Source organism: Hungatella sp. SB206 (assembly GCF_051132295.1).
In the GTDB taxonomy this organism is placed as follows: Bacteria; Bacillota; Clostridia; order Lachnospirales; family Lachnospiraceae; genus Hungatella; species Hungatella effluvii.
The window spans coordinates 477,506-495,790 of the sequence record NZ_CP096603.1 but is presented as its reverse complement, the minus strand read 5'-3'; the positions used below and the strand labels follow the sequence as shown (position 1 = coordinate 495,790).

Here is an 18,285-nt window from a genome sequence, read left to right as displayed (position 1 = left end):
CCTTTATGACTTCCTCCCTCTGACACGGCATCCCATCTGCGCAATCATAACCGAGTGAACCGCCGATGATCCGTCAAATAAATCTTTTTTCTCTTCCGGTATCTCTCCCCCGCTTACCACATGAAGAAACAGCTCCAGCTCCTCCCTCAGAGAGACCAGAATATACTCCGGAGGCCGTTCCTCCGGGGATCCGTAGGAGATACCGCCGTCGGTTCGGGCAAACAGCTCACAGATCGCCCTCGCGCTCTTCTCATCCTCAAACAGCGGAAACTGCGTTTCCCCCGCATCGCTGATCACACGGACTTCGGCGCGCTTAAAATCGATCACCGCTCCCGCTTTCGTACCGTTAATACGGATAAAATGGTTTCCCACCCGGAACCCCGAGCCATACTGAAGCGTTGCGAATGCATTTCCGTTAAAGCTGGCGGTCAGCAGGAGCACATCGTCCTCATCTCCGAACTCCGCCCCGCGGTGCCCCAAATTTCCTCCCACCGCGTACATCTCCGTAGGCACTCCCATGATCCACTGCATAATATCAATCTCGTGAATATGATGGAATAGATGGCCTCCGGATTTATCCTGCATCTTCTTCCAGCTCACTTCCGCCTTTTTCCGCTCCCATCCGGTACGTTCGATATGCATGGTGAGTATATCACCGAAAAAGCCATCCTGAATCATCGCCTTAACTCTGGCAATTCCCTGATAAAAATGCATGATGTGGCCCACCATCAGCGTAACCTCCGCCTTCCGGCACGCTTCCACCATCTCTGCGGCATCCTCTGCGTTCAGTGCAAACGGCTTCTCACAGAAAATGTGTTTTCCCGCACCGGCCGCCGCCAGTACATGCTGATGATGCAGATAGTTCGGCGTGGCAATGATCACGGCGTCGATATCCGCATTTTCCATGATCTCATCGACAGAGGAAGCCCGCGGGCAGCCCAGCTCCCGGCTTAACCGCTCCGAACTCTTTCCGGGACTGTAAACCGCTGCCAGATGGACGTCCTCCCTCTCCTTTATGGCTCTGGCAAATTCCGCCCCGAAATAGCCGCAGCCCAAAACACCTATTCGTATCATCTATTTTATCTCTCCTTAATTTATAATACCACTTCCCGCCCGGTCGTGAGGCTCTCACCTGCGGCCTCCAGAAAACGGACCACCTCTGTCATCTCCTGCCTCGTAACGGGACTCTGTCCGGTATCGAACATCCGGATAATCTGTTCCACCAGACACTCATAATACCCTCTCTTGTCCTGGGATACATCGATAAACACACTGCCGGATTCATGGAATATGGTTCCTCCGAAGTTGCCGTTTCCACATCGGTTTCCCCGGATATTTCCGATTCTCCCATCCTTCCAGACTCCGGTGATGATATCATGCTCACTGGTATGGATGACGGAAACCTTGCTGCATCCCGTCCCCATAGTCCTGTAAAGCATGTCCGCCATGTGGACCCCATACCAGAAATACCCCGGCTGCGTAGCGGTAAACGGCATGGGGCCGAAGAAATCGGCTCCAATCACAGAATGCCATTCACACTGCTTCAGTGCGGCTGTAAGTCCGTCTGCAAAGCGGAGAGAGGAAGTGGATAATACCGGTACTCCATACTGTTCCGCCAGCTTGAACATCTCTCTGCAGTCTGCCGTATTTAACGCAAACGGTTTATCGACATAGATTGGCTTCCCAAAGCAGACCATCTCCTGAAACTGCGGGAGCCGCTTTCTTGCGTCGACCTGTTCCAGAAAGACCGCGTCTGAATTTTTCATCACCTCTGCGATGGATGAATATAATTTTACTCCCCAATTGTCGGCAACTTCCCTGGTAAAATTCCCCATCCGATCCCGGCTCATATCAAAATCCTGTGATACAGGGCCCGGATACGCTGCGGTCACTGGATGACCTCCAATATGAAACGGCTCCCTCTCCCCATTCAGGATTCTTGAAAACTGAACCGCATGGGAAGAATCCAGCCCTATGATTCCCAGTTTCATACTATCTCGCCTCCAGTCTGACCGGCAGCCCCACGGCCATGGACTCTCTGGCCCCGTCCAGTACCTTTACACAGTTTAAGGCTGCGCTTCCGTCCAGCAGGGTCTCACAGCCGGGAGCTGTGTTCCCGGTTCTGACCGCCTCATCAAAACACATCAGTTCCTTATAAAATATAGAGCGCATCCAGGAAGAGGTCTTCATTCCCGGCTTACCAAATCCCCTTCCCGCGTCCGTTCTGTTTTTTCGATACCCACTCCTGCGTTCCTCATCCTCCGCCTCATTTTCCTGCATGGGATACAGTGTCTCTCCCCGGTCATTTTCCAGGCGGACAAAGGAATTTTTAAAATCCATCAGAATTCCACCCGTCTTTCCCTGAAGCTTTACAAAGTGATCTCCCAGGCGGAATGCGGAACCGATCGTCAGGGATGCAAAACCGCCTCCCTGAAGCTCCATATTCAGAAATATGGCATCCTCCTCATCGCCGCAGCCTTCTCCATGATGGACCAGATTCTTCCCTTTTGCATATACCGAAGCCGGAAGACCGCCCAACTGGCAGATTAAATCCACCTCATGCATATGGTGGTACAGATGACCTCCGGAGATTTCCTTCATCTGTTTCCAGCCTATGGTTTTCTGAGGGCCCGCCCAGTCCGTATGAACGGCCTCAATCATAAGCAGCTCTCCGATCTCTCCCGCGGCCAGCAGCGCCTTCGCCGTCTGGACACCCCTGATAAAATTGGTTGTATGCGCGGCAAAAAAATGTACCCCTGCCTTCTCCGCCGCATCAAGCATCTCTTTCGTATCTTTTAAACTCAATGCCACAGGTTTTTCACAGAACACATGCTTTCCGGCCTCTGCCGCAAGGATGGCAGGAGTCACATGGCTGTTATTGGGAGTCGTGATGATTACGGCCTCCACTTCCCTGTTGCTGCACAATTCCTCGATTGTCGGGGCCGCATAAGCCCCCGTGTCCCGCACAAACGCCTTCGAGCGCTCATAATCCAGATCAAAGGCCGCTGCCAGCCGCGCCCCCGGCAGTCCCGCAAGATTATCCGCGTGGATTCCACCCGCATATCCGCATCCGATGATTCCATATCCAGCCATTTTCTTCTCCTCTCTCCAGCCTTTATTTGTCTGCCCCCGCGGTAAGCCCCCCTACAATGCTCTTCTGTATAATCGAGAAAAACACAATCGACGGAATGACGACCAAAACTGACGCCGCCATCATGTCTCCCCACTGAAGCGTCTCCATACCACCCTTCAGGGAGTAAAGGCCCACGGAAACGGTCTGCTTATCCCCACTGCTTATAATCAGAAGGGAGTATAAGAATTCATTCCACGCGTTGATAAATGCAAATATAGCCGTAGCCACCAGCCCGGGCGCCACCAGCGGAAGCGCGATGTGGAGAAACACCCCCGGCCTTCGGAGTCCGTCTATCAGGGCCGCCTCCTCGATATCCTTTGGCACCGTCCGAAAGTAGCTGACCAGCAGGTAGGTGCAGAAGGGGACGGTAAATGACATATAAGCCATTAATAATCCCGGCAGCGTATTGGCAAGCCCCAGATTCGACACCAGGATAAAGTAAGGGATTGCCAGCAAAATTGGTGGAAACATATAGGTCATCACAATCACTCTCGTCAGAATCTTCTGTCTCCTGCCTCCAAACCGCGTAATTGCATAGGCGGCCAGAGAGGAGATCGTCATGCCCAGCACCGTGGACAGCGACGAGTAGAGAAGACTGTTCCTCACGTATATCAGAAAGTCCGTCTTATGAAGCAGATCCTTAAACCAATACAGCGAAAACCGTTCCGGCAGAAGGGCCGCCGTGTTGCTGACAATCTCAAACTGTCCCTTAAAAGAGGCAAATATCACGATAACGAGCGGTCCCCCCGCCAGCAGTACTGCGGCGGTAAGAATTACATAGGACAGTATGGTCCATCCGTTTTTATGCAGTCTCGCTCTCATCACGCCACCTCCTCTTCCCAGTGGTCCAATATCTTAAAATAGATCAGACAGGCCGCCGTCAAAAACAGCAGCAGCAGAATGGTCACAGCCGAAGACCTTCCCAGGGAATACAGGGTCCACCCCATGCGGTAAGCAAAGATCGGCACCGTTTCCGTGGATGTTCCCGGACCGCCTCCCGTCAGGAGGAATATCAGGTCAAAGCTGTTAAAAATCCAGATTGTTCTTAAAATAATGAGCAGTCCCACTACGACTCTCACAAACGGCAGCGTAATAAAACGAAATCTCTGAAACGGGCTGGCGCCGTCAATCTGGGCCGCTTCGTATAAATCCCTGGAAATCGTCTGCAGGCTCGCCAGAATATTAATGGCAAACAGGGGGACTCCAAACCACACATTGATCAGGCTCACTGTCAGCATGGCGATCTTCGGGTTGGCCAGAAACTGAATCGGCTGTGCGATCAAATTCCAATGCAGCAGCTTGGCATTGACAATCCCGTATAGATCATTCAAGAGATAGGACCATGTAAAGGTAACGATAATCATGGGAAATGCCCACGGGATCAGCACCAGCGTCCGGAACATCCCTTTGAGCCGGTTGATTTTATGAAGTGACAGAGCCACTATAAATCCGAAAAACAGCTGCAGAGACAGTGAAATCACGGTGTATACAAGGGTATTCCACAGCGCGTGGTAAAACTCCGGATTCTGCAGAACCGACACGTAATTGTTAAACCCGACGAACTTAACCGCTTTTCCCAGCAGGCTCTTATTGGTAAAACTGTAATACACACTGATACATATCGGATATGCCAGCAGCAGTATGGTCACGAGAAATGCCGGAGTAATGAAAACCCCGCACATGTGGCGGTCCACAAAATCCGCTATCCGGTCCCCGACACTCTTTCCGGCGTTTTGCCGATCCCGGTATTGCCTCATAAAATTCCTCCTGTAATGCTATTATTCCATCAATATCTCAATCGCCGCGTTCAGCTTGTCATTCGCTTTCTTCGCAGCTTCTTCCGCTGGAGTCCCGTTCAGTACGATATCCTGCAGACATTCCTCAATAATACCCTGGCTGGTCAGCGCCGAGGCCGCAGGCGTAAGGCCATAGTCCATACCGATAAAGGTTCCCTTTTCAATCCCTTCCTGGATGTACTCGATCTCTGTCTTGAATTTCTGGATAGTCTCATCATCATAGAATTCTGCTGAGTTCGCAGCTTCCGCCGTCGCCGGCAGCTGTCCGCCTGGAATCAGATGCAGGAAATCAATATAGCGTTCCTTTTCAAAATGGAACTTGATGAAGTCATATACCGTTTCCGGGTACTTCGTCTGATTCCATCCCATCAGACCAATGACAAATGTGGTAGCTCCAAGATTTTCCCCATCCGGTCCCGTAAACGGAACCGCTGCTATCTTATCCAGAAGCTCCGGTGAATTCTGTTTGACTCCATTGATATGGAAGCCCGATCCAAATGCAAACGTCGATTTTCCCTGGAAGAATACGTCATTCTGCTCGGAGAGCCCATAGTTTACGGAGCCTTCCGGAGAGCCTGCCTTATAGAGGTCCGCCATCAGCTGAATTGCCTTTACCACCTTCGGATCGGTTAAATTCCCCTTATTATCTTCTGTAATTAACGGAGCTCCCTCCGCCTTTGCAAAGCAGCTGAGAAGCTGTGCGCACATCTGGTCATTTTTAGACATGGCAATGGTAAATCCATATCTGTTCGGGGGATCCGCCACCGCGGTCACCGTGCTTAACAGCTCGTCCCAGTTTTTCGGCACAGGCAGATTTTTTTCCTCCAATACGTCCTTGCGGTACCACATGACATAGGAATGAAGGTAATAGGGAATCCCCAGAACCGTGTCCCCATCCGTAAAGTTCTCCAGTGGTTTTCCAAGGAAATAGTCCTCTCCCAGCGCATCGATCAGAGGATTCATAGGCAGCACCGCCCCCGCCTGATTAATTGCAAATAAGTTGTCCGGATTTACGCTGCTGACATCCGGAAGCGCTCCGGCCGCCAGCCCCGCCGTCCATTTCTGAGTAAATACATTCCACGGATACACCTCTACATTGATGGTCACATTTGGATGTTCCTTCATGTACTCGGCTACCATTTCGTCAATATAGTCTTTACGTGCTCCCTCTGTAAATGTATGCCAGTATGTAATCGTCTTTTTCGTTCCATCATCGGTAATGGCTGCCATGGGGTCTGCGGTCTCACTCTCCTGTACCTCCTGCCCCTTGCCTGCGTCCGCACGTTCCGCCGCTGTATTTCCTGCTGCCTTACCTTCCGCCGCTGTACTTTCCGCCACACTTTCCGCCGCCGGAGCCCCGGTCGCTTTCTGCCCGTTTCCGCTGCTGCACCCCGTCATTACTGTTGTGGCCGCAAGTGCTGCCGCCACAATCAGAGCTAATCTTTTTTTCATAATCGCCTTTATCCTTTCTTTTCATTTGGGAAGCTTCCTCATCTGTTTCTATTTTAACAGACGCTCTTTATCAAGTTAATTCAAAAATCAGACATAAATGGTAAAATATCCGAAATAAAAAAGCGGAACCTCCGGTATCTCTCCGGAAATTCCACTCTTCTCGCCTGGCCCACAGCTTCCTCAATTATCCATTGGCGAAAGCACAGATAAAAAGCCCTGAATTGTCTTGTCATACAGGCAGAACTGGTTCCTGCCATTTTTCTTTGCTGAATAGAGCGCCTGATCGGCGCAGTGGAACAGCACTTCGTAATCTACTCCATTCTCCGGACAACGCGCCACTCCCATGCTGACAGATATCTGGAAGCCCTGGAAGGAATCCGTCAGGGAACGGAAGATGCGCTCAATCTGCGGCATCACATTGTCACGGTATTCCACGAAAATCAGGAATTCATCGCCTCCGACTCTGGCTGCGACATCATCCCTTCGGATATTCTGCCGCATCTTCTGGGAAATGTACTTTAACACCTCGTCCCCGAAGATATGACCGTGCTGGTCATTGGCAAACTTAAAGTAATCCACATCAATCAGGATCATGGCATACTCTTTGCTCTCGCGCTGGACTATCATATTCTCAATCATTTCCTTGGCCGCCTTGTGATTATAGAGGCCGGTAAGAGAATCCTGGGAGGCCAGGCGCTTTAAATTAGTGAGTTCCATCTGTTCCTCGTGGATATCGATGAATTTACCGATCGTCCCGGAATATAAGGTATCCTCGTCGGAATCCCAGATCGTGCGCGCCACTACCTTGAACCACCTCGGTTTTCCCTCGATGACAACCTGATAGCTCCCACTGAACACCGGCTCTCCCGGGGTGGTCGCACGAAGCTGTTTCTTTAAGTCTGCAAAATCACTTCTATTAAATACCCTTGCAAGTTCTTCATTATGCTCCGGATGGGCGATCAACTCCGGAATCCCCAGATACTTTGCTCCCCACTCAGATACTTCCAAAAGGTCCGAATGGATATTGTATTCAAACTGAACCTCCTGCGACATGGAGGCGAAGAAACGGTACTTAATACGCTCCTGCTCCAGAAGCATCAGCGTCCGGTTCGACGCACGCAGTTCATTATGGGACTTCAGCTCGTACGCAATTCCCTCCATCTCAATATCTGACATCCCGTCCAGGGAGTGTAAATCAAGCTCCTTCAGAATGCGGTCCCCCACCTCCACGAGACATTCCAGTAAGAGCGGGTTAAATGCCCCGCACTCCCCGTTTAAGATCATTTCCATTGCCTTTTCGTGGCTGTAGGCCGACTTGTATACACGTTCGCTGGTGAGCGCATCATAGACGTCTGCCACTGAGACAACCTGGGCCGCGATGGGGATTTCATCCCCCTTAAGCCCGTCCGGATACCCATTTCCGTCATACCGCTCGTGGTGCCAGCGGCAGATATCATGAGCCACCTGAATCAGCTTTTCCGTCTGACGGTTCGGCGCATTTTTCAGGATCTGCGCTCCTACAGCAGAATGGGTCTTTATGACCTCGAATTCCTCCGGTGTCAGACGGCCGGGTTTATTCAGAATCTCCTCAGGGATGGAGATCTTTCCGATATCATGCAAAGCCGACGCATTGACGATCAGAGCGATATCCGACAGCGACAGGTGGATCTCATCGGTCTTCTCCAGCAGCTTCTTTAAGAGCATCTCCGTGATCACACGGATATGCAGCACATGGAGCCCGCTCTCTCCGTTACGGAACTCGACGATGTTGCTCAGAATCTCGACCATCAGGAAATTATTCTTCTCCTTATCGATGATCTGCTCCGTCACCATACCTTCCAGAATCTTCTGCTTCGTATAGAGCATGAGCATGTTGCTCACACGGCGCAGCACCGTCTTCTCATCAAATGGGCGGCTGATATAATCGGCCGCTCCCAGGTCATAAGCGTGTTCAATATAACTGGAGGACGTCTCCGCCGAAATCGTAATGACCGGAATGCTCTGAATCCAGCCATTTCTGTTCATAATCGCCAGAACCTCGAATCCATCCATCTCCGGCATCACGATGTCCAGAAGAATCAGCGAAAGATCGGCGTGGTACTGGTTTAGCAGGGAAACTGCCTCCACGCCGTTGGACGCTTCCATAATATCATACTCGACAGACAGTATGTCCGCCAAAAGGGAGCGGTTGATCTCCGCATCGTCCACTATTAAAATTTTATTCTTCATTTATCTTTTTTCCTCGCGTATCTGGCGCAATTAATCGTTCTTCAGCATTTGAATCGCCTGAACCGTCTGACTGTAATCGTCTTTCACCCGTTCAAAAAGAGGTCCCGCCTCTTCGCTCCAGCCGCCGGCCCGCAGAGACTCAGTCAGCGCGCTGCTGGACTCGGCAAGCCTGGTGATCGACAGATTCAGGCAGATCCCCTTCAACGTATGGGCCGCTCGGAAAGCCACCTCATAATCACTCTCCTCCACTGCCTTAACCAGTCCGGCAAAGCTTTCATCACTGGAAAACTTCAGCAAAAAACGGGCGACTCTTTCTTCATTCGCCAGACGGCGAAGAACTTCCTCATAATCGGCGCCCATCGCCTCGTAACATTCCCTTACCGTCATCGAAATATCCTCCTGATCCTGTAACCTTAAGTCTTTCTATCTGTTATGATAAAACGCTTCTCATCATTTGTCAATGAAGGAACCTTCATTCCTCATTTATTTACTGATTTCACAGATAACATCGGATAAAACCAAAAAGCTCCCGGGAAGTATCCGCTTCCCGGGAGTCCATGTTCCTATCTCTTAATCAGGGCGCCAGACGCCGTCTTCTCCGATCCGGTATCCGACCGTTACCACAGTGTCTTTAGCCATACTGCCATCGCTGTTTAAATAATACCAGTTTCCATTCCACTGAACCCATTGGTCTGCGGCCATCACTCCCCCGCTTTGCAGGAAGTACCACAATCCCCGGTCCAGGACCCAGACATCAGCCGCCATGGCGCCATCTGCTCCCAAATAATACCAGTGGTTCTGATCGAGTACCCAGCCGACTGTCATGTATCCCAGATCGTCGAAATAATACCATTTCTCATTGATACGAGCCCAATCCGATTTCACGAAACCGCCGTCCAGTGTCTCAAACCACCAGCCATTCTCATTCTGTTTCCAGCTTCCCCTTACCGTATCCGGCAGAACCGACTTGACTGCCGGACTTCCGCTGCCATTATTACCGCCTCCGATGTCATTACCGCCATCGTCATTGCCTCCATTACCGTCGTCATTACCGCCATCGTCATTGCCTCCATTACCGTCGTCATTGCCGCCGTTGTCATCATCTCCGGAGCCGTCGTCCTCCGCCTTTACTGTAACGGTAAATTTTGCGGTCTTTCCTTTATAGGATATTGTAATCGTTTTAATTCCAGCCGTCGCTGAGTCGAATCCAGCCAGTTCATACTCCGTGACAGCAGCCTTCGTTCCGTCCTCGTAGACAGCGGTTACCACCAACCCGGAAGCGTCAAACGCCTCATGAATCCGGTACTCTGTTTTTTTCGGCTGAGCCGTAATTTCGATTCCGGTTAAATCGGCCTCTTTGGGATTGGCAATTACAAATGTACTGAAGCTTCTCACGAAAAAGTGCAGGAAGCCGCCGCTGATCTCCGGATCAATCACTTCAATACTGCCATCATCCAATACGTGATAGATGATGAGATCAGCCTTATCGATCCCCTCCGGGATCTTTAAGGTCATATAAAGCGGGATATCCGGCTGAAGCTCTTCTCCATTCACCAGAAGCTTGATTTCCATTGCCGCCGCTGCTTTGGTCTCCGGGATGTCTTCCGGAAGCTTCGTTCCCGTAATCCGGGAAACGATCGAAAGATTCCCCTGGCCAAGCGGAGCATTCAGGAGCGCTCCGGCCACCTCCGCACCTTCCGTCAGCTTCGAATCTCCCTCGGCTCGTATCGCGATACCGGGATATGCATTTTTAAGCAGTGCCTCGAGTTCTCCCATACGGACGGCCATCTCTTTTGTCAGAACCGTATGTTCCGCTCCCATCACATCAAGGAACACTTCCTTAGCCGCATCGGCGGCCGCGGCCTTTTCCTCTTCCGTCACATAGGCCACGTTCTCTTTGTTTAATATCTCCCTGGCCCCGGCCACCGATTGCTCCAGAACCGCGTTCTTTAATATATCTTCGCGGTTTGTTACCGTAACCGTCACACCGGTTGTAAACGTCCTGTCTTCCCCGTCTTTATCCGTTCCCTCATGACTGACCGATATCTTTCTGGTTCCGGTTTTGGTCAGCTCATCTGCATCATAATCGTAATCTGTAATGGTTTCTTTATAATAGACGGCGTTGCTCCCGCTGGCCTTCATGGTCCGTTTTACTTCCATACCCTCCGGATCAAAGACACTCCCCGTCTCATAGACCGTCTTCTTCGGCTGCTTTGTCACCGTAATTCCCGTCTCGTAATAGTCCAGTTCCTCATCATAGACGGTTACCGCCACGCGGTCCTCCAGATACCGTTCCTCTCCCTCGCTGTCGGTCCAGGTATAGCGTATCGCCACCTTCGTGTCACCCGGCTCTGTAAAATCACCGATGGCGTCGTATTCCCCATCATCCAGAATTCTGACCTCCGCCGGTGCCGCATTGCTCGCCGTGGCTTTCATGAGAAGGCGCACTTCCATGCCATCCGGCTGGAACGCTTCTCCGGTTCCATATACAGTCTGTTCCGGCGGTTTTACCACCTTAATGCTCTGAGGTTCCATGGTATCCCGGTCGTAAACGTTAATATCAAAGGCGGCTTCCAGCGTCATACCGTCTTCCGTCACATAAGTAACCGTTACCGGAACGGTTCCCGTCTCCGACGTATCCGGCATACTTACCGCAAACTCGGCCGCGTCAAGCACGCACACCCGCTCTCCTTCACAATAGGCTCCGACCGTCAGTCCTTCGAAATCAGGTTCTTCCCCTCTCTCATAGACAGTTTTTACAGGCGGTGTATCGATCCTGATTCCGTCAATCACACAATCTCTCGTAACAGTGACAGTATAATCCGCAAAGCTGGTACCGTCCGCCGATGCGACTCCAATCTCTATGACATTAACACCTGGCTTTAACGGAATCACCGGATCCGTCACGTACTGGTTATTAACCTTGATTGTCACCTCATTGCTCGCCTGAACCGTCTCATACTGCAGTGTCACACGGCGCACGTCTGACGGCACTTCTCCTTCGTATTCCATTGTATTAAAATCAAATTCAGGAGTTAAAGTGACGCCCTCCATGGCAAGACTCGTTAAATAGGCCAGTCCGGATGCATCCTTTTTCACCAGATTCAGCTGATAGCTCTCCTCTGTCTCCCCATCCTCGGCCAGAACGGTTATGCGGAACGAATCACCAGATCCGGATACCGGCACGGTAACCGCGTCCTTTGTAGCATCCTGATCTCCAACCATAATCTTTCTGGCGAAAATGCTGCTGGCTGCCGGCTGTACCTTCACCTCACTGCTGCCGGAAGGGATTTCCAGCTCATAGATATTGTCGCCCTTCCACTCCGCCTCTTTTCCATCCACACGGATTCCTGAGATGCCCGCGTCATCGTAATCCATGGCAGGCCCGGTACAAACCTTAAAATAGTCGATTAGTAAGTCTCCAACGTTTGATCCGCTGGAGAAAAACTCAAAACGGTCAATATTTTTTCCCTGTGTCCGCAGCGGCTGGTCGGCCAGCTTTGGGACATTCATGTCATTTACATAAAAATCAAAGGTGTTGGTATCCAGGTTAATGACATTCCTGATAATATCCCATTCGTTCTTTGTATACCCCTGAACATTTACTGTGTTCGAAGAGCCCTTCTTATTATGGGTGATAATATTTCCTTTCGAAAGCGCAAAGGTACCGATTGCATTGGAACTGCCCGTTGGATCTCCCGTTTTGAAATCTGCTTTGTTAAAGGAATACATACCAAACTGATTGGCAGATGCAGACTCCGTTGTCCGCTTCACTCTTGCCTCCACCGTAATGATTCCGCTTAGATCATACTCCTTTTTTGTATAAGCATAGAGGCTGTAGGTGCCGGTTTTCGCCATCTCCAGATATTTGTTTCCATTCCCCTCTGCCTTAATCTGCAAAGATGCCTTAGACGCATCTACAGCGGAGATATCGGAAACCTTCCATATATTGTTTCCGCTGCTGCTGTTTGTAAATGCTCCCGCATCATACTGATCGAATAAGTCTGCAATGAGATACGTCGTTTTTCCGATCTCCTTGGAAAGAATCAGATTCACTTCCGTTGCGGCGGCTGGCATTACCTTTACCTCTTCAGCGGCAGCCGTTGTGTAGCCCTCTTTCGAAGCCGTTACCACATATCCGGTTCCGATCTTCACATCCGTCATCTCGTAGCAGCCGTCGTTTCCAGTTTCAGCAGTAAATACCAGATCTCCCAGCGATGCGGTCACGGTAACGCCCTGCAGAGGCCCGGATGAGTTTGATACGCACCCTTTTACACTGCCCGCGTCAGACAGGCTCTCCCCCAGCTTCAGCTGGACTCTCGTCACCGCCTTCTCCTCCACCGTGATATTCGGTGTCTCTCCATCCAGATAAATCTCTTTGGATATCACCGCCGTATACGATCCCGGCTTCACCCCCGTTATGGCGAAGAATCCCTGCTCATCTGTCAATGCGGCGTAATCCGTATCCATTAACTTTACGGCGGCTCCCTTCATGATATTTCCGTAGGGGTCTTCCACATATCCGTTTAGGATTCCGCTGCCCGCTTCCCCCTGATACTCGAAGATTCCCATATCCGGTTCCCCGTTAAACAGGGGAGCTCCGGCAAAGTCACTCCCCGGGTTCGCCGAAATAGACAGAAGCGGGTCATCCTCTATCTGGGTTCCTGCATTCAGAAGAGGCGATTCCGGTTTCAGACGCAGCTTGAGAAGCTCCGCCGCCCCATCATCTTCGTCTCCTGTCAGACCGCCTTCAAACATCGGATCACCGCATACCGCGCGGGTCTCCTGCTCCGGCGCCTGTACTCCTTTTCCATAATAGCAGTTGCTGTCATAAGAGGTAGAAGGCCCCTCGCCGATTCCAACGCTGGTTGTGGTCTTAGCAGTATTGTAGAATATATTATTGTTGATATAGTGCATATTGCCCGATTTATTTAAATAAACACCATTGCCCCCTGATGACTCAATAAACGGCAGATTAGACTTCTCAATTGTATTATAAAGGATGTTATTGTAGACATAATTGACACCCTTGTCCCCATGTGGATTGATATACCGTTTCTGTGCATCCTTAATTACATTGTAGCGGACCACGGAGGTTCCAAAGATAAAACCGCAGAGAAGGATCCCGTCTCCCGTGTCATGGATGTAGTTGTACTGAATCAGGATATTGGTGGACGCCTTATCGGGATCTATGGCATTGGAATCCGCCCCCCCGGCTTTTACCCTGGTCTTGTAGACTTCATTCCTCTGTACGGTTACACCATCCGCGTAGTACATCTCTATGCCGCACGTCCCGGCTTCCTTGGATATATTTCCCTCCACAACGGCGCCCTGCACGCTGGTCAGATAGATGGTGTTGCAGGCATAGTCGGAATTTTCCTGGCTTAAATAGTTGTCGCGTATGGTGACGTCCGTATGCGGCTTCCAGTTTTCACAGTAATAATTATTTGCGGCATTGCCCTTTCCCTCTTCTCTCGACGCCCAGTGTTCTCCGCCGGTATCGGCGCCCTTCCACTGCTTGACAATAATGCCGCCGAAGGAATTGTTATTCACTACATTCCGCTCAACCGTAATATCGTGAAAAACCGTCGGCTGGTCTGTGGCCGGTTCCATCACCTCAAACAGGATTCCGCCCGTTCGCTTCGACTTATCCCATCCCTGTTTTCCCAGAATTCCCGGCTTTCCATTGTTGTCGCCGCTGATCCAGGCACATACGCCGGTCACATCATGAACGTATAAATCGTGCAAATAGTAATTGTATAAGTCGCCTCCGTCCTGACCGGCAATGCGGATTCCCCTGACATCCTTTAACTTATTCCCATTCTGGTCGTTCATGGCGCCGGTGAATCCGGCTGCCGTATTGGTAATCTCCAGATCTGAAATCTCCCAGTACTGCTGATTATAGAGCGATACCACTTCGGGAACCGCCGCATTTCCGGCCAGCTTCGGTTTCTCCCCAGCCCCATAGGCGCCGATAACGATCGGATTTCCAGCCTCACCGGACCCCTTCGGGAAAAGAGTTTCCTCTTCCCATACGCTTCCGGCCTTCAGCAATATCCGGTCTCCCGGCTGAAAGGTTCTGTTATTCACCATTTCAAGGCTCTTCCACGGCTTGTCTTCCGAGGTTCCCTCATTTTCATCATTTCCGGCCTTAGAATCGAGATAATAGGAAATACCTGTCCCCGCTTCTTCTCCATAGTCCCTGGATACAAGAGCCCTTCCTCCTGTAACCAGGCGTTCACCATAAGCCTTCATCTCCCTGTTTCCCGCCAGATCCACGACCTCACTGCCATCGTATGCGGCCATCTTACCTGCCGCCGCTGCCGGAACCGGGAACAGCGTACTGAATGCCACGGCTCCCGATACTATACATGCTGTCATTCTGGTCTTCCATCGTGATAAGCTGTACAATTTGTTATCCCCCTTTTATTTTATTTATCCCTTAATCCCATCCATGGCAATCCCATCCACCAGATACCTCTGGAAAATAATAAAGAACACCACAATTGGAATCAGTGAAACCACTGACATTGCAAACAAACCGCCATAGTTATTGTAAGAGTTCGGGTCTAAATACATATTGAGCGCAAGCGGAATCGTATATTTCGTTGATGAGCTCATGAAGATCAGCGGCTGGAAGAAATCCTGCCAGATCCAGTAAAATGCAAAAATAGAAGAAGTGATAATGGCCGGCCGCACAATCGGAATCAGCACCCTGACCAGAGTCTGAATCTTGCCGCATCCATCAATTTCCGCCGCCTCATCCAGCTCTTTCGGAATCCCCTGGAAGAACTGAACCATCAGGAAGATAAAAAACGCTCCTCCGAAGCACCACGGCAGGATCAGGGCCACCCGCGTATCGATTAAATGGATTTTCTTCAAAATAATATACTGCGGAACCACCATAACCTGTGCCGGTATCATCATGGTCATCATCACACATCCAAACCAGAAATTGGAGAACCGAAATTTCAGTCTGGAAAATGTATAGGCTGCCAGCAGTGAGGAGAGCACGCATGTGATGGTCCCCACAACCGTTACCACCATGGAGTTCATGAAAAACGTGCTGAAAGCCACGCCGCCGATTCCCGCAAATCCGCTGGCATAGTTCTTTGCCGCATCCCAGACTTCAGGGAGCAGGGAATAGGTATTAGTAAACATTGTTTCGTTGCTCTTAAAGGAGCTGGCCAGCAGCCACAGGAGCGGGTAGATCATAAAGAATCCCAGTATACACGCCCCGGCGTGAAAAATCACTGAACTCAACTGTCTTTTTCTCTTCATTCCCATGATTTATTCCCTCCCGGCTTCATAGTAAACCCAGCTTTTCTGAGTCTTAAACAGGATTACGGTAAATACGGAGACAATCGCCACCAGCACCCACGCCAGCGCACAGCTGTATCCCATATCAAAATACGTAAACGCACGGCGGTACAGGTACAGGACGTACGATAAGGTGCTGTCCAACGGTCCTCCATCCGTGATGACGTAGCTCTCGGTAAACACACGGAAACCATTAATAATCTGAAGAATCAGATTGAAGAAAATGGTCGGCGTCAGCATCGGAATCGTAATCTTCCAGAAGGTCACGAAGCCGTTCGCGCCGTCCACCTTTGCAGATTCATAGAGCGAGCCCGGAATCTGCTTCAGCGCGGATAAAAAGATCAGCATGGAAGAACCAAACTGCCAGACCCCCATAAGAATAATAACGTACAGCGCCGTCTTCGGATTACCTATGAGGGACGTCTTCTGCGCGATGCCAAAGACACCCAGCAGCGTCATGATAACGCCCTTGTTTCCGAAAATCTGTTTCCATACCACCGACACTGCGATGCTGCCGCCGATGATGGATGGAATATAGTAAAGCGTCCGGTAGAGTCCCAGTCCCTTGTGCTTCTTGTTTAACAGCATTGCCACAAACAGCGCAAACGCCAGACGCAGAGGCACTAAGAGCAGCACGTATAAAAAGGTCACTTTTAACGCCTTATAAAAGGTCTTATCCTGTGTAAACGCCCGCACATAATTGGCGGCCCCGATAAACTGCGGATCGTTCAGAAGATTGAAATCCGTAAAAGAATAGTAGATGGAGATACACATGGGAATCAGCCACATCCCGATGAAGCCCAACAGCCAGGGGGCAAGCAGCAGATACGCCACTTTATTGTCTTTATATCTTTTCTTTATCAAAATAGTCACCTCAGTCTTTTAAAAAGGGACTGTCACAATGTCTTGTGCAATCCCTTTGTCTTCATTTCCTGAAACGTGTCTGAAAATGTTTTCTTCCACGCCTTAGTTATTTCTCACCAGTATGGCATTTGCCTCCTCACGGAAGGTCTTAGCAGCCTCTTCTGCTGAAACCTGGCCGTAGAATGCGCTGTAAGCCGCGTTCTTAAAAGCTTCGTTGATCTCGGACATACCGATCGGGTCCGGAGCAGGCGTCTCGCCGCAGATATCGGCAGTGATATCTAAATAGTTGAACATTTCTTCCTGCTGCGGAGATAATTTGCCGGTGGATTTCATGTGTTCTCTGACCGCGGATGATGCCGGAGTTCCTCTTTCCCCCATCATGATATCGTTGGCTTCCTCAGAGTTTACAAACCAGTTGATGAACTCAGCCGCCTCTTTTTTATGCGCTGATGTCTCGGAAATGGTCAGGAACATACCTGGTTTATTCCAGAGGCCTTTATATTCGGTGTTATCAGATAATGGCAGAGAAGTAATCTTCAGCTTATCGTTTACGGATGCCACCTTATTGGCATAGTTGTTCCACTCGATCATGGTAGCGCCTTCGCCCGTCACCACAGGGCCTGCTTCCTGTCCCAGCGTCTGGATTGCCGCATACTCATCCGGATTCGGAACTGCGCCTGCTGCCATCAGCTCCGACCACATATTCAAATAGTCGATACAAACCTGGTCATCGTCATAACCGAGGGATTTCTGATCATCACTGAATAGAGAAGCGCCATGCTGTCTCACCCAGTAATTAAACAGGTTGGTATCATCCACAGGGCCAGTCGCAGAACCCAGCTTTCCTGTCTTATCTTTCACGGTCTTGCATAAGTCAATAAAATCACTCCAGGTCCAATCCATGGAAGGAACCGCCACACCGGCCTCCTCCAGCACTAAAGGATTATACCCCATTGCGAGAAGAGAGCTGGAATACACGAGTCCGACTGTCTTTCCGCCGATCTCACCGGACTTCATCAGGTTTTCATCGATACTGGAGGTATCGATGGTGCCGTCTTCTATATATGGTGTCAGATCCGCGATGGAACTGTTCTTTGCATAGGTACTGATATAGAGATAGTCCATCTGAACGATATCCGGCATGGCTCCTGCTGCCGCCTGAGTCGCCAGCTTGTCAAAGTATCCATCCCAGCCGGAGGGAACCGCTTCAAATTTTACATTCGGGTGAAGCTCCGTATACTTATCCAGAAGCTGCTGTGTCAGTTCGTGTCTTGTCTGCCCGCCCCACCAGGTAAACTTAAGTGTTACATCTTCACCATCGGAGGAAGCTGCTGCGGTCGTGCCGCCAGTGGATGTGCCTCCAGTGGCTGCTGCCTGCGTCGTATCAGCCGCGCTGCCTTTCGTCTTATCCGGGCTTTTGCATCCCGTTGCCGACAGTACCATCATTCCAGCAAGCCCCAGCGCCAGTAAACGTTTCATTTTTCTCATAAC

Annotated in this window: 12 protein-coding genes; all 12 read right to left on the bottom strand. The window is 50.5% G+C overall.

All coding sequences use genetic code 11. The features are described from left to right. Nucleotides 1–3: 3 nt before the first annotated feature. Nucleotides 4–1,074 carry a Gfo/Idh/MocA family protein gene (locus tag M1L66_RS02335; RefSeq protein ID WP_187023607.1) on the bottom strand — a complete coding sequence of 357 codons (1,071 nt, stop codon included), beginning with the start codon at nucleotides 1,072–1,074 and terminating at the stop codon, nucleotides 4–6. A gap of 20 nt (nucleotides 1,075–1,094) precedes the next feature. Then, nucleotides 1,095–1,991, bottom strand: a complete 897-nt coding sequence (locus M1L66_RS02330) for a Gfo/Idh/MocA family protein (protein WP_434690556.1) — start codon at nucleotides 1,989–1,991, stop codon at nucleotides 1,095–1,097. Nucleotide 1,992: 1 nt separating this feature from the next. Then, a complete protein-coding gene (locus M1L66_RS02325; RefSeq protein WP_187023605.1) occupies nucleotides 1,993–3,093 on the bottom strand; it encodes a Gfo/Idh/MocA family protein in 1,101 nt (366 codons plus the stop codon). A 22-nt stretch (nucleotides 3,094–3,115) separates the two neighbouring features. After that, the gene (locus M1L66_RS02320; RefSeq protein WP_187023604.1) at nucleotides 3,116–3,955 is read right to left on the bottom strand and encodes a carbohydrate ABC transporter permease; all 840 of its coding nucleotides are present in this window, start codon (nucleotides 3,953–3,955) and stop codon (nucleotides 3,116–3,118) included. Continuing rightward, nucleotides 3,955–4,890, bottom strand: a complete 936-nt coding sequence (locus tag M1L66_RS02315; protein WP_187023603.1) for a carbohydrate ABC transporter permease — start codon at nucleotides 4,888–4,890, stop codon at nucleotides 3,955–3,957. The genes M1L66_RS02320 and M1L66_RS02315 overlap by 1 nt, the downstream gene beginning before the upstream one ends. Before the next feature lie 21 nt (nucleotides 4,891–4,911). Continuing rightward, on the bottom strand, nucleotides 4,912–6,381 hold the full coding sequence (locus M1L66_RS02310) for an ABC transporter substrate-binding protein (RefSeq protein WP_187023602.1): 1,470 nt from the start codon (nucleotides 6,379–6,381) through the stop codon (nucleotides 4,912–4,914). A 180-nt stretch (nucleotides 6,382–6,561) separates the two neighbouring features. After that, on the bottom strand, nucleotides 6,562–8,610 hold the full coding sequence (locus M1L66_RS02305; protein WP_187023601.1) for a GGDEF/HDGYP domain-containing response regulator: 2,049 nt from the start codon (nucleotides 8,608–8,610) through the stop codon (nucleotides 6,562–6,564). Nucleotides 8,611–8,640: 30 nt separating this feature from the next. After that, entirely contained in the window at nucleotides 8,641–8,997 is a 357-nt protein-coding gene (locus M1L66_RS02300; RefSeq protein ID WP_187023600.1) for an Hpt domain-containing protein, read from the bottom strand. A 183-nt stretch (nucleotides 8,998–9,180) separates the two neighbouring features. Further along, nucleotides 9,181–14,991, bottom strand: coding sequence for a bacterial Ig-like domain-containing protein (locus M1L66_RS02295; protein ID WP_434690550.1), 5,811 nt, complete (start codon nucleotides 14,989–14,991; stop codon nucleotides 9,181–9,183). A gap of 54 nt (nucleotides 14,992–15,045) precedes the next feature. Further along, nucleotides 15,046–15,897, bottom strand: a complete 852-nt coding sequence (locus tag M1L66_RS02290) for a carbohydrate ABC transporter permease (protein ID WP_117633221.1) — start codon at nucleotides 15,895–15,897, stop codon at nucleotides 15,046–15,048. Between the two features lie 3 nt (nucleotides 15,898–15,900). Beyond that, on the bottom strand, nucleotides 15,901–16,794 hold the full coding sequence (locus M1L66_RS02285) for a carbohydrate ABC transporter permease (RefSeq protein WP_207729203.1): 894 nt from the start codon (nucleotides 16,792–16,794) through the stop codon (nucleotides 15,901–15,903). Nucleotides 16,795–16,896: 102 nt separating this feature from the next. Next, on the bottom strand, nucleotides 16,897–18,282 hold the full coding sequence (locus M1L66_RS02280) for an ABC transporter substrate-binding protein (protein ID WP_243270420.1): 1,386 nt from the start codon (nucleotides 18,280–18,282) through the stop codon (nucleotides 16,897–16,899). Between the last annotated feature and the right edge of the window lie 3 nt (nucleotides 18,283–18,285).